Source organism: Aquimarina sp. U1-2 (genome assembly GCF_017897595.1).
In the GTDB taxonomy this organism is placed as follows: domain Bacteria; phylum Bacteroidota; class Bacteroidia; order Flavobacteriales; family Flavobacteriaceae; genus Aquimarina.
Window position 1 is genome coordinate 408,082 of the sequence record NZ_JAGKIK010000001.1, and the last position, 23,996, is coordinate 432,077.

A 23,996-nucleotide genomic window follows, 5' to 3' on the forward strand; every position below is an offset into this window, starting at 1 on the left:
TTCTATTTTTACAAAAACTGCTGACTTTGGATTTAATTAATCTTCGAATACTTGATGTACTTGACATCGTTCTAGTTGCCCTGTTATTATACTACGTTTACAAGTTGGTTAAAGGAACTGCTGCTATTAACATCTTTATTGGTATAGTTATCATCTATCTAGTCTGGAAACTTACGCAGTTACTCGCTATGGAAATGTTAAGCAGTGTTTTAGGTGAGTTTATTGGTGTAGGAATGTTTGCTCTTATCGTAGTTTTTCAGCAAGAAATACGCAAATTTTTGCTTATGATAGGCTCTACTAATTTTGGGCGTAGACGAAAATTTCTGAGACAGTTAAAGTTTATAAGGGATACTCCCGAGGATAGCGTAACCAACGTTAAGGCGATTCTAGAGGCGTGTGTTCATATGGGAAAATCAAATACCGGAGCTTTGATTGTTATTAAGAGAAATACCTCGCTTGATTTTGTTAAAACTACGGGAGACGCTATGGATATTATGGTGAATACTCCTATTCTCGAGAGTATTTTTTATAAAAATAGTCCACTTCATGATGGCGCTATGGTCATAGAAGATAATCACATTGTTGCTACGCGAGTCATTTTACCCGTAAGTAATGATAATAACATGCCTTTGCGTTTTGGGTTACGACATCGAGCTGCTGTAGGAATTACTGAAAAAACTGATGCGATTTCTCTTGTCGTAAGCGAAGAAACCGGTAAACTTTCATATATCAAAAATGGTGAATTCGTAATGTATAAAACCCAGGAAGAGTTAGAAGAAAAAATTAAAAGAGATTTAGAGTAGTGTATCTATAAATTCTAGATGTCTTTCTATTTGAAACAAATTTATTGTAATTCGGATGCTACGGCAACAATTACAAACCGGAACAACATCTTTAGTAGCGATTAGTAACAAATAAAGCAAACGTTCATTGATTATTAATCTACGACAGTTGCAAACTGCACTTCATATAGATTTCGATAATATCCATCTTTAATTTCCAGAAGTTCGTTGTGATTCCCTTCTTCAACAATTTTACCCTGATCCATTACAATAATCTTATCTGCATTTTTTATAGTTGCCAAACGGTGAGCAATTACAATTGATGTTCTTCCTTTGGTAATCCTATCTGTAGCATCTTGAATCAATTGTTCACTGTGTGAATCTACAGACGAAGTGGCTTCATCTAATACTAAAATTTCGGGATTAGTTACAAAAGCTCTTAAAAAAGAAATAAGCTGTCGTTGACCGGAAGATAACATTACTCCGCGCTCTTTAACATTGTATTGATATCCCTCGGGGAGACTTATAATGAAATCATGTATACCTATTTCTTTTGCGGCTTTGTACACTTGTTCTTCAGAAATGTTCGGATTATTAAGTGTGATGTTATTAAATATAGTGTCTGCAAACAAAAATACATCTTGCAATACGACAGCAATATGCTTACGCAATGACGCTAATGTAATAGTAGTAATATCATGATCATCAATAGTGATAGAACCACTGTTAATTTCATAAAACCTGCTTAGTAAATTTATAATAGTTGATTTTCCAGCACCGGTGGCACCAACAATTGCTATTGTTTCTCCTTCTTTTACTTGAAGTGAAATTCCTTTTAAAACCTCTTCATCATCAACATAGCTAAATCTGACATCGTTAAACGAAATTCTGCCTTGAACACTTTCTAGCTTAAGATTACCTTGATCTATTATTTTTGAATCGGTATCCAGCACTCTAAACACGCGATGTGCAGCTACCATACCCATTTGTAACGTATTAAACTTATCTGCAATTTGACGTAAAGGCCGAAATAACATTTGAGACAGTTCTATAAATGCAATCACCACACCCACAGTAAGTACGTCGCCTTGAGCAGCTTGTAAGCCTCCAAACCAAACAATAAGACCAATAGTAATTGAACTGGACATTTCTGCAATCGGAAAGAAAATCGAATTGTACCAAACCGTTTTGATCCAACCCTTTTTATGTTGCTCATTAATTTCTTTAAAACTTTTGTACTCTGATGCTTCTCTAGTAAATAACTGCACTATTTTCATGCCAGTAATACGTTCTTGAACGAATGAATTCAAGTTCGAGACCTGAGTTCTAACTTCTTCAAAAGCTATTTTCATCTTCTTTTGAAAAACTCTTGTGGCATACAGTATAAATGGTAAAACTACCAAAACGATCAAAGTAAGTCGCCAACTTTGATAAAACATATATCCCAAGATCACCATCATTTTTAAAAGATCGCTAATGATCATAAAAAGACCCTGACTAAAAATACTAGCAATCGTCTCAATATCACTTACCGCCCGGGTAACTAATCGACCAACCGCCGATTGATCGTAATACTGCTTCTTAAATGTCAACATATGATCAAAAAGTGTAACTCGAATATCGCGTATCACTTCCTGACCTAGCCAATTTGCAAAATAAATAAATAGAAACTGAGAAATAACCTCTAGAAGTAACACAGCAAGCATCATTACAGTAAAATCGACTAAAAGCTCGGTACTCTCTGGCATCAAACTTTTATCAATGATTTGTTGCAAAAGATAGGGTCTTAATATGGCAAAGACCGATAATAAAATGGCTGCAAAGGCTACAAAATAAAAAGTAAGCCTATACGGATTGGTATAGGTTACCAATCGTCTAAAAAGTTTAAAATCAAAAGCATTACCGCTGTTTTCTGCCATCTATATAGATTTCTTTTGGATAGTTAACACTCGTAAGATACAGGCCATGAGCAGGAACAGAATACCCTGCACGACTACGATCCTCACTTTTTATAATCGCTATCAAGTCATGTACATAAAGTTTGTGTATTCCTATTTCAATTAAAGTTCCCACAATAGCCCTTACCATATTACGTAAAAAACGATTTGCCGTAATTTTAAAAACTAATTGATCTTGATTTTTAATCCAAATTGCTTCCGTTATGTTACAATTATACGTTTTTACATCGGTTTTGGACTTACTAAAGCATTTAAAATTTGTATAGTTTAACAGTAATTTGGCAGCTTCATTCATCACATCTACATCAAGCGATTTTCTAAAATAATAAGAGTTTTTACTTAGAAAAGGATCCTTTTTAAGATGCAAGTGATACTCGTATGATCTACTTATAGCATCAAAACGAGCATGCGATTCTTCTTTTACTTTTTTTATACTGTGCACAGCAATTTCTGCGGGTAAAATTGAATTAAGCTTATAAACAAAATCTTGATTTTCTAGAGTATCATGATGATCAAAATGAGCCATTATTTGTTTTGCATGAACTCCTGTATCGGTACGCCCAGCTCCCACAACAGCTGTTTTACCCCTTAATAACGTAGACAATGAGTTTTCTAGAACTTCTTGAACAGAAATAGCATTGGGTTGTCGTTGCCAGCCGTGAAAAGGATCTCCGTTATACGAAAGTTCTAAAAAGTATCTCAAAGTGTTTTATTTTTGTCAAAACCGAAAGCAAATATACTTTTTATATTACTGAAACATATTATAGCGTAGTTTCTGTTTTTTCTAAAATGATTTTTATATTCGAATTGTGAAAAAAATTCTTTTACTAAGTGATACTCACAGTCACATCGATGATCGTATATTACATTACGCATCTCAGGTCGATGAAGTTTGGCATGCAGGTGATATAGGTGATTTAAAGGTTACTGATGCTCTGGAAACTGAAGCACCCGTTCGAGCAGTATATGGAAATATCGACCACGATAAAATACGAGCTACGTTCCCGTTACACCAAAGGTTCGTATGTGAAGGTGTTGCTGTCTGGATGACTCACATAGGAGGTTATCCCCCCAAATACAATAGTCTTACCAGAAACGAGATTGAAACCAACCCTCCTCAGTTATTTATTTGTGGTCACTCACATATCTTGAAAGTAATTCCAGATAAAAAACACGGGGTATTGCATATGAATCCAGGTGCGGCGGGAACACACGGTTTCCATAAAATAAGAACCATGTTAAGATTTACCCTCGAAACCGGGAAAATTGAAAATCTGGAAGTTATTGAATTAGGTAAAAAATAAAACCCGAAGTTGGCATACTCCGGGTTTTAACGCACTAATACTACTAAGATTTTAGGTTTATCGTAATCGATCAACTGATTTTACAAGCTGCTCATCCTTTTTTATGGCTTTATTGGCCATAACTAATAAAACGATAGAAATAATAGGTATGATCATCCCAATACCTTTCTCTGAGACCGAAGTCTCTCCAGATACCTTTAGCGACCAATAAACGAATACTCCTAGTAAAATAAAGTTTAATAAGATATTGATACGCCCCAATACAAATTGAAGCTGTCTATTATGATATAAAAAAATTGAAAGTAACGAAAATGAGGCTGAAGTTATCAACATTCCCATAACAAAAACATCATCTTGCATATATAATGGTATACCCTCACTATTCATACCAAATGGCAAATAGAAACCCAATCCTGCAGAAACTCCCGCAGCTAATAAAAGATAAATTGTTTGTATCCTTTGTAACATTACATCTTTTTGTAACCGAAAAGCAAAAATAAGGGTTTCTTTTTATAAATATGTGCAAAAGATTAAAAATAAAGTTGTATACTTGCATCACAATTATGTAACCAATTCAATCAGGGTTACTTACCTTCAAAACAAAATTTTCCTAGATTTCTTTTCTTTAGAAAATAGATACCAAAACGTAAATTATACAATACATTTAAATGTTAGAGATTTCTGAATTAAAAGCGAAAAAGCTTCCTGAATTACAGGAAATTGCAAAAAGCCTAAACGTACCAAAATACCGCTCTCTTAAAAAGCTAGATTTAGTATACCAAATACTAGACTATCAAGCTTCAAATCCTGATCAGTTAAAAGAGCCAAAAAAAGAAAATACTACCCCAAAATCGAATACAGAAACGGGCAGCTCTGCTTCTAGACAAAGACGACCACGTACCAGAAAAAATGAAACTTCAAATAATCAAGGTAGTAAAAAAGAAAAGTCGGTAGCAGACCATAGTAAAGAAACTACGCCATCTAGTAAAACTGACCACAGTACAGATAACGGTTCTGATCAAAATTCGAAACACGATATCAACAACGACAATAACAAACCCCAACAGGGAAAAGATGATAAAAAAGATCATCGAAACAATCGAGGGAACGATAAAACTCAAAATAAAAATAGAAATAATAAAAAAGAAAACGGCAATAGAGATAATAGAAATCGTTACAAAGAACCAGACTTCGAATTTGATGCGATTATAGAAAGCGAAGGCGTTTTAGACATCATGCAGGATGGTTATGGTTTTCTGCGATCTAGTGATTACAACTACCTATCTTCTCCAGACGATATATATGTATCTCAATCCCAAATCAGACTTTTTGGTTTAAAAACAGGAGATACCGTACTCGGACAAGTTAGGCCTCCAAAAGAAGGGGAAAAATATTTTCCATTAATAAAAGTTAATAAGATTAATGGTCTAGACCCACAAGTTGTACGAGATAGAGTTTCTTTTGAGCATTTGACCCCTCTATTTCCGCAGGAAAAATTTAATATTGCAGAAAAGCAAAGCACCATATCTACTAGAATCATGGATTTGTTTGCACCTATAGGTAAAGGACAGCGAGGTATGATTGTTTCGCAGCCCAAAACCGGGAAGACGATGCTATTAAAAGACGTGGCGAACGCCATAGCCGCCAATCACCCCGAAGTGTATCAAATGATCTTATTGATCGATGAAAGACCTGAAGAAGTTACCGATATGCAGCGTAATGTTAAGGGCGAAGTAATTGCTTCAACTTTTGATAAAGAAGCCAATGAGCATGTTAAAGTGGCTAATATTGTATTAGAAAAAGCAAAACGATTAGTAGAATGTGGACATGATGTAGTCATTTTATTAGACTCTATAACCCGACTAGCCAGGGCGTATAATACAGTACAACCTGCTTCTGGTAAAATTTTGAGTGGTGGTGTCGATGCTAATGCATTACATAAACCAAAACGATTTTTTGGAGCCGCACGAAATATTGAAAATGGAGGCTCATTAACCATAATTGCTACTGCCCTTACAGAAACAGGATCAAAAATGGACGAAGTTATTTTTGAAGAATTTAAAGGAACCGGTAATATGGAATTACAATTAGACCGCAAGATATCTAATCGACGTATCTTCCCGGCCATAGACCTTACCTCTTCAAGTACTCGACGAGATGACCTATTATTAGACGACACCACGATACAAAGAATGTGGGTTATGCGAAAATATCTTGCAGATATGAATCCGGTTGAAGCTATGGAGTTTATTAACGAGCGTTTTAAACAAACTAGAAATAATGATGAATTCCTGATTTCAATGAATGGATAGACACCTTTTATCTTGATACAATGAATAAGTAGGCGATCGATTTTGATCGCCTGTTTTTATTTTACGGATATTCAAATATTCAAAAAAATAGGGTATACTATGCAAGTTTTACTAAAATATGCTGACCAATAGTAATAAGTGTGAGTAAAAGATTCATAGTTTTAGAGTACACTATCTCAGGCAAGCCCGTGAGGCATTCGTTAAAAATAATTGTTTAATTTCGCAGTAAGCCTAAAGAGATATTGCTCCCTTTGGCGGTGCCAATAAAAACAAGTGTTTTCTCAATTTCTTTGTAGCACCGCTACAGTGACATTGAAAAATATAGTGCAGTGTTTGTTTTTGATGATATGTTGAGTGTAATAGATTTTATTATGCCTCATTCGGGTTAAAGGTTTACAGCAACACTTCGATTAATTCAATACTATAAAATAAAAACCATGAAACGAATAGTAATAAATAATGAATATCCGTAATTAATCATATCGCATTGTTTCCTCGAGCGCAGTCCATAGGTTAGTAAATCCAACGAGCTCTAAATCAGGTCTCAACTGCGCTCGACCAGACATTAAAGTTAAATTTATGATGTATAGCGGATACTCAATAATAAATTTTAAACATTATTTCACAAAAGGGAATGTTTAAAATTTTTAACGTAAGAACGCAGCGGTTACACGCGTTCTCAATTTTTTAATTATTTCATTTTCAAACAATTCAAAACATATAAACGTATGAAAAGAACATCATATATAATGATGACAACCATTTTAATAGTACTTAGCAGTTGTCAAAGTAAAGGTCAGTCAGTAAAAAACAAAAAAGAAACAACTATAAATATTCAACCTGTACAAGTACCTCGTGTCGACGGACTAGAAAGGGCATATTTTGCTAGTGGATGCTTTTGGTGCGTAGAAGCAATTTATGAAAGTGTAAAAGGTGTTAAGGAATCTGTTTCGGGATATTCTGGCGGTCATACCGAAAACCCTACTTACGAAAGTAGTAATACCGGACGCACTGGTCACGCAGAAGCAGTAGAGGTACATTACGACCCGGCAATGGTATCCTTTGCTACCCTTGTAGATGTGTATTTTGGATCGCAAAATGTAACACAAATCAACGGTCAAGGTCCCGATCATGGTTCGCAATACCGCTCTATAATTTTTTATCAAAATGAAAAACAAAAGCAAATTATAGAAGAAAAAAAGGAAACCTTAAGCAATACACTGAACAAAAAAATAGCTGCAGAAATACAACCATTTCAAAAATTTTGGAAAGGAGAAGCCTATCATCAGGATTACGAGAAGAGAAATCCAAATAATCCATATATTCGAAATGTTTCTATACCAAGATTAAAAAAATTCCAGGCCAAATTCCCAGATCTTGTAAAGAAAAACCATTAAAAAATTGTGTATTCGGTACATCTGTTACATCCAGTTTATGTGTTAGAATGTCGTTATGAGGTTTGAAAATGTCACAACGAAGCATTGCATTGAGCATACGTAACGTTGGCCATGTTTTTCTAAGTTTCAACATAACAGTTTGCCTTAATAGTGGAGTCAAAGGACTACGGTGACACTTAAAAACATAACGCAAGGTTTAGTTTTGCGGTAGTTTTAAGCCGTAATACCTGTCCGCCTTTTTCTAGATAAAATGGTAGGCGGGGGATTTTCTAAAGTCTAATGCGGGTTAAACACTGTTAAATTTTCAAAAACTGGAAACACTACCGTTTTAAAGTTTGAAAGGAAAAATTTACTTTTCTATACTCATGAACACTTAAGAAAAGTGAAACCGACATCACGCCTTTAAAATGAATAAAAAATCAGTTGTAATACACAAAATAATCGCTGAAAAACACAAAATGATTGAAAAAAAATAGTATTTTTAGACAAATAAAGTTGAAAGAAGTTGTGTTTTTCATATTAAAACACTACTTTTGAGTCTGATTTAATGGTTTTTATACCAGTATTTTAATACAAAATATTAAAGTTTTAGTATAAAAAAGTTTTGTTAAATTATTGATAAACAAATCATTACAATCAAAAAAGTTCTTTAAAATTGTTAACATTCTAAACTTTATACATAAAGAGAGGAATTAGAAGAAATTAGAGTTAATTTTGATAGGATACTTTTTTCGAAAGGCAATTTTTAGACTAAATTTTAGTTATTAATACTTAAATGAATAATATAACAGAAATAATTTTTAACCCAATCTACTTAAAAACAAGAGACATGAAATCTATTTTTACATTTATTCTACTTTTGGTGATTACGTTCTCGACAGCTCATGCACAAGATGGGCAATATTTAATGTCTTCTCAAAAATTAGAAGTTCGCAGTGGTCCCGATTTAACATTTAATACTATAGCCGAAGTTCCTCAAGGAACGCAGGTATATGTTATGAGTTCAAATTACGGAGACTGGAGTGCAATACAGTATAAAAGTATGAACGGTTTTGTTCTTACTAGATTATTAACACAAGACAGCCGAATTGCAGACGCAGAAAGAGCAGCAGCAGAAGCAGCAGCAAAAAGAGAGGCAGCCAAAGCAGCAGCACAGGCAGCAATTGCACAGGCAGAAGCAGCCAAAAGAGCAGCAGAAGAAGCGGCCAGAAAAGCAATTGCAGATGCAGAGCGATTGAAGAGAGAAGCTGAGGCCAACGCAGCAAAAGCTATTGCAGATGCTGAGGCAGCTAAAAGATCGAAAGATGCAGCCGCTCAAAAAGCATTAGCAGATACCAGAGAAACTCAAAAAGCATTAGAAGAAGCACGTCGTAGAGCAGCTAGAGGTGGTGATGTAGCTTCTACTCCTATTGAATCTACTACTTCTTCTTATGGATCTAGCTCTAATACGAGTAAGCCTACTGCAGCAGCAATGACTGTTAGCAGAGAAGATAAGTATTCTAGTTGGGAGAAGAAATCTTACAAGTCTGGTGCTACGCCAAAATCATTTAACTTTAAAGGTAAGTTTGATTACAAATTAGATAACTATTTAAAAATTAAAGTAGGTAAGAATACTGAGGTAGTAGTTAAAATGTACAAGATGGGTCAAACAGAAAAAGATGATGAGTTAGTTCGTGTAACGTATATTAATTCGAATACTACCCAGTTTATAAGAAACATTCCTGAGGGAGAGTACTATCTTAAAATTGCTTACGGTAGAGACTGGAGAGAAAATGTTGTAAATGGTAAGAAATTTGGAACCTTTACTAAAAATGCTTTATACGAAAAGAGCAATCAAGTTTTAAATTTCAATACGGTTAAAACTTCAAAGGGTATTAACGTTCCTTCTTACAACTTAGCGCTTGACTTGTTACCATCTAGCGGTGGTTATACTACAGGTAGCGATGACAATATATCACCTGAGTCATTTAATAATGACGGTGGCCAATAATAAATAAAGAGTATTATATACATTTTCAATCACCAAAATATAAATGTAAAAAAACGTTAGGACTTAGGTCCTAACGTTTTTTTTATAACTTCTTACTCTTTTTTAAGAGCTGAGTTGGATTGTTAATTTACTGATTTTCAGAAGACCTATTCTGCACCAGGGTATCTCATACAAGATCAAAAGATTATTTTTAGGTTCATTAACCAGGTCTAGACTCCGCTACCATTGATGTATTGCGTAATATTTAGAAAACCAGCAAGTAAAACATCTCTTTAATTCCCTTACTAATACCAGTTCTACTTTGAAATTGCTCAAATAAAAGGCAGTCACTTTTTGTTTAGACAAAAAAGAAAACTCAATTATAGGCCCTAGCTACGGTTGCTTTTTATGTCGAAGTATAAACGGAAAAGGGCAATCTTTAGTGAGTAGTTTTAAAGTGGAAGTGATATAAAACCAGTTTAGTACAAGCTTTTAAAGAGGGGCTTTGCTCCCTTTCTTTTGAAGGCGATACCAAAGTAAGGACTGGCGAGATAGAGCGCGGAAAAAGGGATGGATGTTTACGTCAGTTCAATCACTAGATAAAATTTTTATAGAATGTCTCAACCAAGGCAGGCGAAAGTAAATGAATACTATTCAACAAATTAATCATCGAACACAGATTTGTATAGACTATTTTAAAACAGCGCCATAAGAATATACTACCAAATCTACTTGTTCATTTTCCTTCCTTCCTCATTAAAAAAACCATTGCTATCGACAGATATAAAAGACTGCACAACAAGACAGAAGAAAAAAGCTTATGTTCAAGTTGTATTAGGATTAGTACCTACTTAGGTATATTTTTATCTCGAAGAGGTTTTACTAGTATTCTCTATAATAATGAAACCATTCAAAAATATATTAGTTTGATGCAGTTCTATGTCTTTCTCTGGCTAATAATGTATTTTTGAGTAACATTGCTATAGTCATAGGACCTACACCACCTGGAACAGGAGTAATATAAGATGCTTTTTTACTTACATTTTCAAAGTCAACATCACCTACTATGCTGTACCCTTTTGGCTTAGTATCATCGGCAACCCTTGTAATTCCGACATCTATCACTACAGCATCATCTCTTACCATTTCAGCTTTGAGAAAATTTGGTACTCCTAATGCCGATATTACAATATCTGCCTGAGAAATAATTTGTGTGATATTTTTGGTATGACTATGGGTTAGTGTTACCGTAGAATTACCTGGCCACCCTTTCCTTCCCATTAAAATACTCATAGGTCGCCCCACAATATGACTTCTACCTATAACTACCGTATGTTTTCCTTTGGTATCTACATTGTATCTTTCTAATAACTCTAATATCCCAAAAGGTGTAGCGGGTATAAAGGTAGACATATCCAAAGCCATTTTTCCAAAATTCATAGGATGAAAACCATCCACATCTTTATCTGGGTCTACTGCTAACAATACCTTTTGGGTGTCGATTTGCGGGGGTAAGGGCAACTGAACTATAAAACCATCGATATCTTCATTTTCATTGAGTTCTTTGATTTTAGCTAGCAATTCAATTTCACTGGTTGTACTTGGCATTCTAACCAAAGTAGACTCAAAACCAACACGCTCGCAAGCTTTTACCTTACTACCTACATATGTTAAACTGGCACCATCACTACCTACCAACACAGCTGCCAGATGTGGAACTTTTTCGCCACGTTGCTTTATTTTTTGAACCTCAGCAGTGATCTCTTCCTTAATATCATTACTGACCTTTTTCCCATCAAGTATTTCCATTCCCCTAATTATATTCTATCTATTATTTAAATGTATTGGCTGTACCAAAGTATATAATACCCCCCCCCGGGCTTGCCTCGAAATTGAAAAATTGTTTTCAACGAATGCCTCGTGAGCTTGCCCAGAGGCAATGTACTATCGCATTTTCCCCATCATCTGCATCATTCGTTTTCCACCACCGCCTTGCATCATCTTCATCATTTTACTCATTTGATCAAACTGTTTTAGCAATTGGTTAACCTGTTGTATCGACGTTCCTGAGCCTTTACCAATACGTTTTTTTCTACTGGCATTGATTATTTGGGGTTTGGATCGCTCTACCGGGGTCATCGAATGGATGATGGCTTCAATATGTTTGAAAGCATCGTCATCGATATCCATGTTTTTCATCATTTTTCCGGCTCCGGGAATCATACCAACAAGGTCTTTCATATTACCCATTTTCTTAATCTGCTGAATTTGCTTTAGAAAATCATCGAATCCAAATTGATTTTTAGCGATTTTCTTTTGCAACTTTCTCGCTTCTTCTTCATCAAATTGTTCCTGAGCTCTTTCTACAAGAGAAACCACATCTCCCATTCCCAAAATACGATCGGCCATACGAGAAGGATAGAATACATCGATAGCCTCCATTTTTTCTCCGGTACCGATAAACTTAATCGGCTTGTTGACTACAGATTTTATAGATATTGCGGCACCACCCCTGGTATCACCATCTAATTTGGTAAGAATAACACCATCAAAATTTAAAACATCATTAAAGGCTTTGGCTGTATTTACTGCATCCTGACCTGTCATAGCATCTACAACAAACAGAGTTTCATCAGGCTGTATGGCTTTATGAATATTCGCGATTTCTGTCATCATTGCCTCGTCTACTGCTAATCGACCTGCGGTATCGATAAGCACTACGTTAAAACCGTTGGCTTTGGCATGTGCAACTCCTGCTTTAGCAATAGCTACAGGATCATTATTACCTCTATCGCTAAACACCTCAACATTAATCTGCTCTCCTACTACATGTAATTGATCAATCGCAGCAGGCCTGTATACATCACATGCTACTAATAGCGGTCTTTTAGTTTTTTTATTTTTGAGAAAGTTGGCTAATTTTCCTGAAAACGTAGTTTTACCAGACCCCTGAAGTCCTGACATTAATATTACTGCAGGGTTTCCTGATAAATTAACTCCTGCAGCATCCCCACCCATCAACTCGGTAAGTTCATCTTTTACCAACTTGACCATAAGTTGCCCTGGTTTAAGACTTTTTAAAACATCTTGTCCCAGTGCTTTTTCTTTTACTGTTGCCGTAAACTCTTTGGCAATTTTATAGTTTACATCGGCATCTACCAGGGCTCTACGTACCTCTTTTAATGTTTCGGCGACATTAATTTCAGTAATTTGCCCGTGACCTTTTAAAATATGTAACGCTTTATCTAACTTATCACTTAAATTATCAAACATATGTATATCCTATTTTGAAAATAGCTATGTGTTTTTATAGCAAAATGCAAATTTAGGGATTTATCGTGGATTACCAGATTTCTAAGCTACAAAGTTATGGAATTGATGAGTTGCGGAGTTTGTGAGTTTTTGAGTCTGTGAGTGGGTGAGTCTGTGAGTTGCTAAGTTGCTAAGAATCTAGGTTACTAAGCCGTTGAGCCATAAGGCTGCAAAGTTGCAGAGTTAGCTGGAATCTAAGTTTTTATGAAGCCGTAAGGTTTTATGGTTGCTAGAGATCTATATTACTGAATTTTTAAGTTCTCACACTCAATACTCAATACTTACTACTGAACCACTTTTATATTTTTTATTTACAATTTTGCTTTTATATTTCTAACTCCATGGCTCCCAACCCATTATTATAGCATATAAGATGCAATAAAAAAGCGATATTTAACATTGTCGTATACAATGGCAAATACCGCTTTTATGAAATAATCAAAATCTGAGTGGCTAACTCACGTATTAAATATTCTGGTTTACAAGGATGAAGGTAGTAAAACTCCTTTAATCACATGTACAATACCATTAGATGCTTCTAAATCTGCCATATCCACTTTGATCTCATGGTTAAGTAAAACATCGCCTCTCGAATTCATTTCAATAGTAACTACTTCTCCCTGTACAGTGGTTACCTCTTGTTTTTGTAATAAATCTGCAGCTGTAAATTTACCTGCGGCTACATGATATAGTAATACTTCTTTTAAAGCCTCGCCAGACGGAATACCATCTAAGGCTAAAAAAGCATTGTTGGTAGGTGCAAATACTGTAAAAGGACCGTCACCACTTAACGTATTTACCAAATCTGCGGTTTGTAAGGCTCCTACTAAGGTGGATAGTTGCGGAGTATTTACAGCAATTTCTACGATAGATTGTAAAGGTGAAGGCGGTAATAATACTCCGTCGATAACATGTACAATACCATTCGAAGCCTCAATATCTGCAATGCTCACACGAATAGATTCATTCAAAAATACGTCACCATTTCTCATTTGAATCGTAACCTCATCTCCCTGAACTGTGGTCACCGTTTGTTTTTGCAATAAATCTGCTGCCTTAAATTTACCTGCAGCTACGTGATATAATAATACTTCTTTGAGCGCATCGCCAGAAGGAATTGCATCTAAAGCTTCAAAAGCCGCATTGGTAGGTGCAAACACAGTAAAAGGACCGTCACCATTAAGGGTATTCACCAAATTGGCAGTTTGTAGTGCTCCAACCAATGTTGATAATGTTGGGGTAGCTACAGCAATTTCTACGATAGATTGTAGCGGTGAAGGTGGTAGCAACACTCCATTGATTATATGCACAATACCGTTTGACGCTTCAATATCTGCGGTAATAACTTCTATGTTACCATTTAGGATAACATTACCAGCATTATTTACTTCGATAGTTACTTCATCTCCTTGAACTGTAGTAACCGTTTGTCTTTGGATTAAGTCTTGTGCTGTAAATTTACCTGCGGCTACGTGATATAATAATACTTCTTTGAGCGCATCGCCAGAAGGAATTGTATCTAGGGCTTCAAAAGCTGCATTGGTAGGTGCGAATACTGTAAATGGTCCTTCACCGCTTAAAGTGTCGACTAATTCTGCTGATTGTAAGGCTCCTACCAAAGTAGAAAGCTCTGGCGTTGCTATTGCAATTTCTACAATACTCGAAAGTTCTTCAAAAGACGGTGGAATTAAAACAGCATCTATTACCTGAATTACCCCATTGGAACCGCCAATATTAGCCGCTAATAATTTAACAGTGTCATTAATAACAATTTCATTATTCTCAGTTAAGGTTACTTTTACATCTTCACCCTGAAGTGTTTTTACCAATGTTCTGGCTAGTAATTTTGGTGTAGTTAATCTTCCTTGGGCTACGTGATATAATAGAATCTCTCTTAATGTATCTAGTGGCGGAATTTCATCTAGTGCTTCAAAAGCTGCATCGGTAGGTGCAAATACTGTAAATGGCCCTTCGGCACTTAAAGCATCAACCAGTTCTGTAGCTTGCAGTGCGCCTATTAGAGAGGTAAACCTACCATCTTCTACGATAAGCTCTACTATATTTTTATTAGGGAAAATAGTTTGTGTAAGAGCGGCAGTCCAATCTCCAGATCCGATCCCGTTTCCTGTAAATATAGTAAAGGCACCCGCTTGATTACCTTCATCATCTATTTTTCCTATCCCAAAGATTAAATCTCTACCAGGTATGTTGATGATTAAGTACACAAATCCGTCACTAATGATAGCACCTCGTGTTCTGGCTTTGCCACCATCTGGCAATACTAAATTACCTCGTACCAAAGTAAAATCTGAATGATATAATGTAAAGTTAAGTCTTAACTTTCCTTCCAAATTGGTTCCTTGTCCGGCACCATTGGTTACAGTAGCTGCAAAATCATATACTCTACGCTCTCGGCTTATGTTTCGTTTTGCATTTTTTGAAGTAGCAAAAGCTTCTTCTTCATTGTCTGGTTCTAATAACTCCCCATCCACTATATTTTGAGTCATACGTTCGATCTCATCAAAACTTATAATGGTTGACTCTTCTGGGGAAGCTCCCACTTCTGGTGGTGTTTCAGACGGATCGTCATCTTGACAAGATAGGATCATACTAGTTAAAAAAAGGCACAAAAAGGGTACCGTTAATCTTTTGATTAGCGTTTTCATAATAAAAAGTTTTAAAAATTAGTGTGAAAAATTAGATACTTGTGTAGAAAAAATCCGAGCTGTTTATGATAAAAATATATCGGGAAAATAAACAGCCCGGATTGTCGAGGGTTTTACTAAACTACCTCAATAATTTATGGTTGTTGCATTGCTGTTGGTGACAATACTTGATCTATTGCATGGATAACTCCATTCGTTGCTTGTACATCAGCTTGTACAATTGCACTTGCAGTCATATTACCTACACCTTGTACAGTAGCTGGGTCTGCAGAGATGGTAACATTGGCTCCGTTTACTGTAGCAACTTCTCCTGCAACACTAGCCAAATCTGTGGATCTTACATTGCTTTGAGCGATTACATGATATGTTAAAACTGCCCTTAATTCATTACCAGTAGGCACACTAGATAAATTATCAAAAGCTGCATTGGTCGGTGCAAAAATAGTAAAAGGTGCTTCTGGAGTACCAGTACCGTTAGTGGCTTGTAAAGCTGTTACCAAATCTGCATTAGTTAATTGCTGAGCCAATGTTGAAAAATTAGGATCTGCAGTTGCAAATGTAGTAACATCTGGTAAGGTAATCACCTCGTCTACTACATGTACAATACCATTTCGCGCATCAACATCGGGACCTGTAACTGTAGCGACACCATTTAATATTACTCCTCCATCAATATTTATAAAAATACTTAAGTTATTATCAGTATCTCCATAAGTAGCCAATGTGGTTCTATATCGGCTTCCTTGTGTCACAAACATACTTGCACTTATTGCGTCGCTATCTACAATAACATGATTTAACAATATCTGTGTCAAATCTTCTACGGGAATGTCTTCTAAGTCTCTACCATCTAATAATGTTCTAAAAGCATCATCGGTTGGTGCAAAAACGGTATATGCATTTCCATCGGCAGCAGGTCGGTCTAATACATCATTTAATTCTGTTCTATACAATGCTGCTGTTAGCAAATCTAATCCTGGTGTAGCTACAGCTCTGGCCGTTATACTTCTATCTAAAACATCATCGGCAAGAGCAGCAGCCGGCAATAACACTTTATCAATAGCATGTATCACACCGTTGGTTGCTTTTACATCAGTTGCAATAATAGTAGCATCTACACCAGTTTCATCTTCTATGACCGCTTCATTATCTTCAATAAAAATACCACTATACCGCTCTCCCTGTAAGGTTGCAGGAGCTTCTCCCTCTACCAAATCTGGAATGCCTGCAGCCAGTAGTCTAGTTCCTGGTATTACATGATAATTTAATACGATAGCTAGCTGCTCTGGAGTTATGCTGCCTACTGCAGTATTTGTAATTGTGTTTGCAGCAATCCCAAATCGAGCTGCCAAATCTAAAAAGGCATCATTGGTAGGTGCAAAAACTGTAAATGGCGAGGATTCAGTCCCGCTTAATGTAGCTGCATAATCAACATCTGGCGTTCTTGTAGTAAGTGATAATGCCAATTGACTAAAATTAGGATCTGCTACTGCAAATGTAGCAACTGTGGGTAACGCGATTACAGCGTCTACGGCATGGATAATTCCGTTAGTTTGATTAAGATTCGGAGTCGTTACATTAGCAGAACCGTTAATCACTACACCACTGTCGCTATTATTTACATACGTGCTAAAATTGGCAAGATTATCTCTATATCCGGTGGTTAGCTGTGCAGAAGTAAGCGCATCTCCCAGTACATGATTTAATAAAATAGGCTCTAGCTGTTCTTTTGTAGCAGCATCTAACGTAAGATTATTTGCTGTTAAAAATGCGTCAAAAGCTGCATTATTTGGTGCAAATACAGTAAAATTACCTTCTCCTGATAGTGTTGCAACTAATTCAGCCTTCTCTAATGCGGCTAATAAAGAACTATAATCAGGATTACCTGCTACAAACTCTGCAATAGTCGTAGTCGCTGGTGGAAAGGTCGTGTCGTCATCATCACTACAAGCTACAAAGCTAGTAACAAATAAGACTACAAAGAGTGTTTTAAAAATGTGTTTCATCTTCATGGTGTTTAAATTTATTGTTTAATGATTAAACAACTGATTGTAAAAAATTCGAACCCCAGCATGCCATTTTAGCAGTATTTTAACTTTTTGTTTAATAGTTACAAATTTTTGTTAAACAATAAACGAATATCCGTAATTTAACCAAACCGGTTTGTGTCAAGCTGAATACTGAAACGAGTTCAGCACAGGCTCGTTTCAGCTTCTTATCTTAATTTATTGAAAATAAACGTAATGAGATCCTGAAATGAATTCAGGATGACTTCTCAGTTAAATTTTAGGTATAATAACGGACAATCAATAACAGTAATTAAACCCGGTTTATGTATTAGAATTTCGTAATGAGGGTTGAAAATGCCACGACAAAGCATTGCTTTGGGCGAGATATAGCGTTGGAAGAGTGTTTTCTAAGTTTCAGCATAGCAGTTTATCCTGAGCGGAGTCGAAGGGCTACGGTGAAACTTAAAAATACGACGTAGTGCTTGGTTTTGAAGCAGTTTAAAGCCGTAATAGATTTTCTAACGCATAAAGCGGGTTAAAGATCGATAGTTCTTAACCCGGGTTATAATTAATTATTAACGCGCATGTTTATCATTCCAGATTAGGATAGCTGATGTATGAAACGGGACAAGACTATTATGCTTTTGAAAACTCATAAGATGATACATTTAACGTATCCCACATTTTATAAAGTTAGTTTTTGAGGAAGATTGAAAACGTATAAGCTAATGTAAATACTCTATTCTGAAAAAAAAGAATTACCAAAATAGTACTATTCATCATTCTCATCACAGGCCGAAACAACTTTAGAAATTGCTTCCTGCAAGCCGCTGTTATGCTGTGTATCTATGCTCTCACCAGTATATAATACCAAATCAATAGGATAATTTATACTAAAGCTGGTATTCTCATCAATAGAAGACATAAAAAGAAAAAAATCAAAATCGTGATTAAGTAAAGTAGCACTTAAAGAATTTGATCTAGTATTAAAGGTAGATATCTGAATAGGATAAATAAAATCGATACATTCTATATCCTCATCGTCAACCTCACATTGACTACTTATCGCTTCTAACTCTTTTACAGAATTGATAGTAGCTTGTTGGTAATCAGAAAATGTTACCATCACCGGAAACTGTATGTCGATGCGATCTGTACTGCCAATTGTATTGTAATCTTCACGTTGTAATATCGTTTTTGGCTCTCCATTTACTAATAATATGTAAGGCAAGTCAATACTAAAACAATTCCCTCCGTCGACAATATCATCATATGATCCGTCGTGTATCACAACATTTTTCATAAGTTTTGCCAATGTAGAATTTGTAGAGATTGTAGTATCGATCGTTGGATCGATGAGTTCTCTTTCTTCTTCCTGGCATGAACTCATCATAAAACATGTAATGACTATGATTAGAAAATTCTTCATTCTTAACAATTTTTCCTCTATTTTTTTGTAAATAAAACAACATGTATCATAAAATTCCTACTTGACCTTTTGATTTTTTTTTAATTTTAACAAAAATCCCGATATGCCTAAAGATTTATTTGACAACGTATGTGAGGAAAAGTTATTTTCAGAACTTTTTCAAAAACATGCAAAAAACCTACACGATTTTATCTATTACAAATACGGAGAACACGTAGATGCAAAAGACAAAGTACAAGAAGCTTTTATAAAACTTTGGGATAACTGTCAAAAAATTCCGCTACAAAAAGCTAAAAGTTTTCTCTTTACCGTAGCAAACAATATTACTTTAAATGAATTGAAACACAATACGGTAAAATTAAAATATCAGCAGATAGCGCATCCCTACAAAACCAATGAAAACCCTGAATTTATTTTAGAAGAGAAAGAATATTTACAAAAATATCAAAATGCCTTAGCAAAACTTACGGAAGCACAAAGAGTCGCTTTTCTTTTGAATCGAATTGAAGGAAAAAAACATAAAGAAATTGCCGAAATTTTAAATATTTCAAGAAAAGCAGTAGAAAAAAGAATTTACGGTGCCATAGAAAAACTTCGAAAAGAAATTGATAGAATTTAAAAATACAAATCCTAGCCGAAACACTTAAAAAATGATCTCAATACGATAAATTTATAGCTAAAAATTATAAAATTAGATCTTGAGGTAGGAATTTTTGAATGTTAACTGTTATATATATAGAAAATTGACGATGAAAGAAGAAGAAATTATACATAAATGGTTAGACCATGAAGAACTCACCAAAGAAGAGCTTGAAGCGTTTCAGCACATGGAAGGCTATGCCTCATTTATGAAAATTTCTGAAAACGCTCGTACATTCAAATCTCCAACATATTCGATTCCTGAAGAATTAGAAAAGATAAAAGCATATACGAAACCTCATAAGAAAGTATCTTTTTCAACATCTTCAATTAGGATGATTATGAGAATTGCCGCCATATTTATCTTAGGAATTGGAATGTATTTTACCTTTTTTAATGAAAGTACAATAACAAAACAAACCCTGATTAGTGAGAAAGCCTCTACAACACTACCAGATCAGACAATGGTAACACTCAATTCTCTTTCTTCAGTACGGTATAAAGAAAAAGATTGGGATGAAAATCGTAAAATCGAACTCGACGGCGAAGCTTATTTTAAGGTTGCGAAAGGGAAGAAATTTGATGTCATTACTTCAGCAGGTATAGTACGAGTACTGGGTACCCAATTTGCTGTAAAACAACGAAAGGACTATTTCGAAGTGATTTGTTATGAAGGTCTTGTACGTGTTCTTTATAAAAATAAAACTAGTGAATTACCTGCAGGCTCCATTTTTAGAGTGGTGAAAGGTGAAGTTTCTAATAGCACAACTTCTTTTACAAAACCTAGTTGGATAAAAAACAGAAGTGTTTTTAACAGTACACCATACCGCTATATTCTTAGAGAATTTGAAAGGCAATATAATGTTAAGATAACTACAAAAAATATTGATCAGGATAAACTATTTACGGGTAATTTTGTACATTCAGATATTCAAACAGCATTGCAATCCATTACAATTCCTATGCGTTTGGAATATAAAATGAACGACAACCACGTAACCCTATACCATCCGTGATCCGAATCACAAACCTTATTATATTTTTATTTCTCTTTGTTAAAATTCAATTAGTACATGCCCAGGTCAATCAGGATACCTTGTCTCTTGTTACTATTTTGCAACAACTCCAGAAAAAATTTAATTGTAACTTCACCTATGCAGACGAAGATGTAGCCGATGTGCAATTAATAAGGCCCTCTAACTCGCTTAATTTGCAACAAACCATAACGTTTATAGAAAGTCAAACTCCCATCGATTTCACTTTTCTTAACACAAAAAGTATCGTTTTGAGTCGTAGTATTGAACAAAAGGAAATATGTGGAATCTTAATGTCCCTTTCAAATAGCGCTGTATTACCAAACGCTTCTATTCAATTAAAAAACAAAACCACTACAAGTAATAAAGAAGGAGAGTTCAGGATTACTGTTGAAGATCAAAAAGATTGGTTACATATTAATTTTATAGGATACAAAAGCTTAAAAATACCTGTCGAGGATTTTACTGACGTAAACTGTAAAGTAATTTTTTTAACCCCAGAAGTGCAATATTTGAGTGAAGTCGTACTTAATAACTTTCTGATTAAAGGAATCAACAAAAAATCAGATGGATCTATTAGTATTGATTATACCGATTTTGGTATTCTACCGGGATTGCTCGAGCCTGATCTACTTCAAACGATTCAGGCATTACCCGGAGTTATAAGTGTAAATGAAACCGTTTCTGATATCAATGTGCGAGGAGGTACCAATGATCAAAACCTCATTTTATGGGATGGTATAAAAATGTACCAGTCTGGGCATTTTTTTGGACTCATTTCTGCTTTTAATCCCTATCTCACAAAAAATGTGCAACTCATTAGAAATGGATCCAGCGCAAGTTATGGAGACGGAGTATCGAGCGTAATTGCGATGAATACTTCGAATGACATCAATAAAAAACTGGATGCAAGTATAGGGGTTACTATGATTAGTGCCGATATGTATGTAGATACGCCTTTAGGAAAAAAATCTTCACTCCAGGTATCTGCAAGAAGATCAATTAGCGATGTAGTAGAAACACCTACATATGATCAATATTTTGATACAGCTTTTCAGGATTCTGAAGTGACCAATACTGCAGAATCTATATCTAATACCGATCAGGCCTTTACCTTTTACGATACAAGTTTACGATGGTTATACCAAGTAAGTCCTAATGACCTTATAAAAGTTAATGCTATTCTAATGCGTAATGACCTCGTGTTTAAAGAAAATGCGGTAATTGATCAAATAAATATATCGCGAGAGAGCAGCATTAAACAAAACAATAGTGCCGCAAGTTTATCGTATCAAAAAAACTGGAGTACTGTATTTAGAAGTGAAGTGCTGCTATATGGAACAAATTATGATCTGCAGGCTACCAATTCTGACGTTATTAATAATCAACGTTTAGTCCAGGAAAATGAGGTGCTCGAAAGCGGTTTTAAAATAAATACGCTACTTCAGCTAAACGCTCATTTTAATCTAAAAAACGGGTATCAATTCACCGAAACTGGAATTTCTAATCTACGAGATGTTACTAATCCCACATTTAGAGATTTTATTAAGGAAGTCCTTCGTACACATAGCTTTTTTTCAGAAATAGAGTTCAAATCAATAAACAGTAATACTCACCTTACTGCCGGATTAAGGCTGAATCATTTTGATAAATTCGATACATTTTTGGTTGAACCCCGAATTAGTATCAATCACAAATTAAATAACCTTTTTACAGTTGAAGTTTTGGGAGAACTGAAAAGCCAGGTGACATCGCAAATCATAGAATCTCAAAATGACTTTTTGGGTATCGAAAACAGAAAATGGGTACTGGCCAACAACGACAATATTCCTATTTTAAAAAGTCAACAAGTATCTTTTGGGATAACTTATAATTACAACAATTGGTTGATTAGTACTGATCTCTACCTAAAACATGTTGATGGTATTATCACTCAAAGTCAGGGTTTTCAAAATCAATTGGAATTTGAGCAAGATCACGGAAGTTATACAGTAAGAGGTATTGATTTTTTGATTAATAAGCGATTTAATAAGTTAGGAACATGGCTTAGTTATTCCTATGCTACCAATTCTTATACATTTGCCACTTTAAGTGAAAGAGATTTTCCGAACACCATAGATATTCGTCATAACATTAATTTTGCATTATCGTATTCTTTTAATAATGTAAAGTTTTCTAGTGGTATCAATTGGCATAGTGGGAAACCAACAACAAGACCAGTTCCAGATAATGAAATCAATACTAACGGGACTATCAATTATCAACATCCCAATAGCGAAACGTTGACCGATTATTTTAGATGGGATGCATCTGCTACGTACGATTTTAAATTTTCTTCCCAAATTAGGGGAATGGTAGGTGCCTCTATATGGAATATAGTAAGCCGCCAGAATACAGTAAACAACTACTATAGAATTACAGATGCAAATACGGTCGAAGAGGTTCGCCAATTTGGCTTAGGTTTTACTCCTAACGTAGTGTTTAGGGTAAATTTTTAAAGCCTTTTACTCCCCGTAAAGCTAATGGCTTCTTCACCCCCAACTACTTTTACTGCATTCTTTATAATTTTGAATCCGTTATTTTTAAAAAAATCTTTGGTGGCTATATGTATCTGGGTAGTTAATACCTCGATTTGGGATGTTTTTGCCACTTCTTCTAATACACTATACAATTCTTTTGCAATGCCTTTGCCATGATAATTCATATGTACGAAGAAATATTCGATCGTTCCGTTAGTGTCCATAGAAAAAGATCCTACGATCTCGCCATTAAGCTTAGCATTATAGACATGATCTTTTTTAAATTTTTTTTGCCAATAGATTTTATTCGTCGCCAAGCGCGAGTATATTTTAACCTCTGCTTTGGTAAACAACACAGCGCCATACATCGTTACTGTTTGATAAAACAAACGCTGCATGAGGGGTAAATCAGTATCGGTTGCCTTGGTAATTTTGTAATGCATTCTTTAAAATAAAAAAACTACACGGTATATTACAAATTATCCTTTGTTTTTTCTTATTTATTTTAGTTCAAAGGAAAGAATTATCGATGTTCAACACTTTTTTACTATGAATTCGATGTAAGAATCAAGACCGTCTCGCTTAGCACATCGACGAACAAGAAGATTTGTGTTATTTTATGGTAAATCTGGTATTCGCATCTGTGCACATCAACAGAGATGAAGT

At 35.1% G+C, this 23,996-nt stretch carries 17 protein-coding genes; 8 read left to right on the forward strand and 9 right to left on the reverse strand.

The window, feature by feature from the left end:
• The first annotated feature begins 26 nt into the window (after positions 1-26).
• The gene (gene cdaA, locus J8281_RS01735; protein ID WP_210195859.1) at positions 27-803 is read left to right on the forward strand and encodes a diadenylate cyclase CdaA; all 777 of its coding nucleotides are present in this window, start codon (positions 27-29) and stop codon (positions 801-803) included.
• Positions 804-937: 134 nt separating this feature from the next.
• On the opposite strand, the gene J8281_RS01740 is transcribed toward cdaA, so the two are convergent.
• Positions 938-2,701 carry an ABC transporter ATP-binding protein gene (locus tag J8281_RS01740; RefSeq protein WP_210195860.1) on the reverse strand — a complete coding sequence of 588 codons (1,764 nt, stop codon included), beginning with the start codon at positions 2,699-2,701 and terminating at the stop codon, positions 938-940.
• Positions 2,682-3,443 carry a tRNA pseudouridine(38-40) synthase TruA gene (gene truA, locus J8281_RS01745; protein ID WP_210195861.1) on the reverse strand — a complete coding sequence of 254 codons (762 nt, stop codon included), beginning with the start codon at positions 3,441-3,443 and terminating at the stop codon, positions 2,682-2,684. Before truA ends, J8281_RS01740 begins: the two co-directional genes overlap by 20 nt.
• 106 nt (positions 3,444-3,549) lie before the next feature.
• Here truA and J8281_RS01750 point away from each other — a divergent pair, with 106 nt between their 5' ends.
• On the forward strand, positions 3,550-4,044 hold the full coding sequence (locus tag J8281_RS01750) for a metallophosphoesterase family protein (RefSeq protein ID WP_210195862.1): 495 nt from the start codon (positions 3,550-3,552) through the stop codon (positions 4,042-4,044).
• 57 nt (positions 4,045-4,101) lie between these two features.
• Here the strand turns inward: J8281_RS01750 and J8281_RS01755 are convergent, their stop codons facing one another.
• Positions 4,102-4,512, reverse strand: coding sequence for a DUF4293 domain-containing protein (locus tag J8281_RS01755; RefSeq protein ID WP_210195863.1), 411 nt, complete (start codon positions 4,510-4,512; stop codon positions 4,102-4,104).
• 200 nt (positions 4,513-4,712) lie between these two features.
• Here J8281_RS01755 and rho point away from each other — a divergent pair, with 200 nt between their 5' ends.
• The 3 genes from rho (at position 4,713) to J8281_RS01770 (ending at position 9,743) form a co-directional block, all read left to right on the forward strand.
• A complete protein-coding gene (gene rho / locus J8281_RS01760) occupies positions 4,713-6,356 on the forward strand; it encodes a transcription termination factor Rho (protein ID WP_210195864.1) in 1,644 nt (547 codons plus the stop codon).
• 728 nt (positions 6,357-7,084) lie between these two features.
• Positions 7,085-7,753 carry a peptide-methionine (S)-S-oxide reductase MsrA gene (msrA, locus tag J8281_RS01765; protein ID WP_246848935.1) on the forward strand — a complete coding sequence of 223 codons (669 nt, stop codon included), beginning with the start codon at positions 7,085-7,087 and terminating at the stop codon, positions 7,751-7,753.
• An 829-nt stretch (positions 7,754-8,582) separates the two neighbouring features.
• Entirely contained in the window at positions 8,583-9,743 is a 1,161-nt protein-coding gene (locus tag J8281_RS01770) for a hypothetical protein (protein ID WP_210195865.1), read from the forward strand.
• A 900-nt stretch (positions 9,744-10,643) separates the two neighbouring features.
• Here the strand turns inward: J8281_RS01770 and J8281_RS01775 are convergent.
• From J8281_RS01775 to J8281_RS01795, 5 genes are all read right to left on the reverse strand, one after another.
• Positions 10,644-11,531, reverse strand: a complete 888-nt coding sequence (locus J8281_RS01775; RefSeq protein WP_210195866.1) for a bifunctional 5,10-methylenetetrahydrofolate dehydrogenase/5,10-methenyltetrahydrofolate cyclohydrolase — start codon at positions 11,529-11,531, stop codon at positions 10,644-10,646.
• A gap of 135 nt (positions 11,532-11,666) precedes the next feature.
• Positions 11,667-12,995 carry a signal recognition particle protein gene (gene ffh, locus J8281_RS01780; protein ID WP_210195867.1) on the reverse strand — a complete coding sequence of 443 codons (1,329 nt, stop codon included), beginning with the start codon at positions 12,993-12,995 and terminating at the stop codon, positions 11,667-11,669.
• Positions 12,996-13,513: 518 nt separating this feature from the next.
• The gene (locus tag J8281_RS01785) at positions 13,514-15,700 is read right to left on the reverse strand and encodes a fasciclin domain-containing protein (protein ID WP_210195868.1); all 2,187 of its coding nucleotides are present in this window, start codon (positions 15,698-15,700) and stop codon (positions 13,514-13,516) included.
• A 134-nt stretch (positions 15,701-15,834) separates the two neighbouring features.
• Positions 15,835-17,706, reverse strand: a complete 1,872-nt coding sequence (locus J8281_RS01790) for a fasciclin domain-containing protein (RefSeq protein ID WP_210195869.1) — start codon at positions 17,704-17,706, stop codon at positions 15,835-15,837.
• Positions 17,707-18,481: 775 nt separating this feature from the next.
• Positions 18,482-19,138: a hypothetical protein gene (locus tag J8281_RS01795; RefSeq protein ID WP_210195870.1), complete on the reverse strand. Its 657-nt coding sequence runs from the start codon at positions 19,136-19,138 to the stop codon at positions 18,482-18,484.
• Between the two features lie 103 nt (positions 19,139-19,241).
• On the opposite strand from J8281_RS01795, the gene J8281_RS01800 reads away from it, so the two are divergent.
• The 3 genes from J8281_RS01800 (at position 19,242) to J8281_RS01810 (ending at position 23,309) form a co-directional block, all read left to right on the forward strand.
• Positions 19,242-19,757, forward strand: coding sequence for an RNA polymerase sigma factor (locus J8281_RS01800; RefSeq protein WP_210195871.1), 516 nt, complete (start codon positions 19,242-19,244; stop codon positions 19,755-19,757).
• A 130-nt stretch (positions 19,758-19,887) separates the two neighbouring features.
• Positions 19,888-20,793 (forward strand): FecR family protein, encoded by a 906-nt coding sequence (locus tag J8281_RS01805; protein WP_210195872.1) that lies wholly within the window; start codon positions 19,888-19,890, stop codon positions 20,791-20,793.
• On the forward strand, positions 20,790-23,309 hold the full coding sequence (locus J8281_RS01810; protein ID WP_210195873.1) for a TonB-dependent receptor plug domain-containing protein: 2,520 nt from the start codon (positions 20,790-20,792) through the stop codon (positions 23,307-23,309). Before J8281_RS01805 ends, J8281_RS01810 begins: the two co-directional genes overlap by 4 nt.
• On the opposite strand, the gene J8281_RS01815 is transcribed toward J8281_RS01810, so the two are convergent.
• Positions 23,306-23,773 (reverse strand): GNAT family N-acetyltransferase, encoded by a 468-nt coding sequence (locus tag J8281_RS01815; RefSeq protein WP_210195874.1) that lies wholly within the window; start codon positions 23,771-23,773, stop codon positions 23,306-23,308. The two genes, J8281_RS01810 and J8281_RS01815, sit on opposite strands and share 4 nt — an antisense overlap.
• Positions 23,774-23,996: the final 223 nt, after the last annotated feature.

Bases quoted from the DNA above. Each gene is read 5' to 3' on its own strand.
- J8281_RS01740 (WP_210195860.1), bottom strand. From the start codon at position 2,701: ATGGCAGAAAACAGCGGTAATGCTTTTGATTTTAAACTTTTTAGACGA.
- J8281_RS01755 (WP_210195863.1), bottom strand. From the start codon at position 4,512: ATGTTACAAAGGATACAAACAATTTATCTTTTATTAGCTGCGGGAGTT.
- rho (WP_210195864.1), top strand. From the start codon at position 4,713: ATGTTAGAGATTTCTGAATTAAAAGCGAAAAAGCTTCCTGAATTACAG.
- msrA (WP_246848935.1), top strand. From the start codon at position 7,085: ATGAAAAGAACATCATATATAATGATGACAACCATTTTAATAGTACTT.
- J8281_RS01770 (WP_210195865.1), top strand. From the start codon at position 8,583: ATGAAATCTATTTTTACATTTATTCTACTTTTGGTGATTACGTTCTCG.
- J8281_RS01775 (WP_210195866.1), bottom strand. From the start codon at position 11,531: ATGGAAATACTTGATGGGAAAAAGGTCAGTAATGATATTAAGGAAGAG.
- ffh (WP_210195867.1), bottom strand. From the start codon at position 12,995: ATGTTTGATAATTTAAGTGATAAGTTAGATAAAGCGTTACATATTTTA.
- J8281_RS01785 (WP_210195868.1), bottom strand. From the start codon at position 15,700: ATGAAAACGCTAATCAAAAGATTAACGGTACCCTTTTTGTGCCTTTTT.
- J8281_RS01790 (WP_210195869.1), bottom strand. From the start codon at position 17,706: ATGAAACACATTTTTAAAACACTCTTTGTAGTCTTATTTGTTACTAGC.
- J8281_RS01795 (WP_210195870.1), bottom strand. From the start codon at position 19,138: ATGAAGAATTTTCTAATCATAGTCATTACATGTTTTATGATGAGTTCA.
- J8281_RS01800 (WP_210195871.1), top strand. From the start codon at position 19,242: ATGCCTAAAGATTTATTTGACAACGTATGTGAGGAAAAGTTATTTTCA.
- J8281_RS01805 (WP_210195872.1), top strand. From the start codon at position 19,888: ATGAAAGAAGAAGAAATTATACATAAATGGTTAGACCATGAAGAACTC.
- J8281_RS01815 (WP_210195874.1), bottom strand. From the start codon at position 23,773: ATGCATTACAAAATTACCAAGGCAACCGATACTGATTTACCCCTCATG.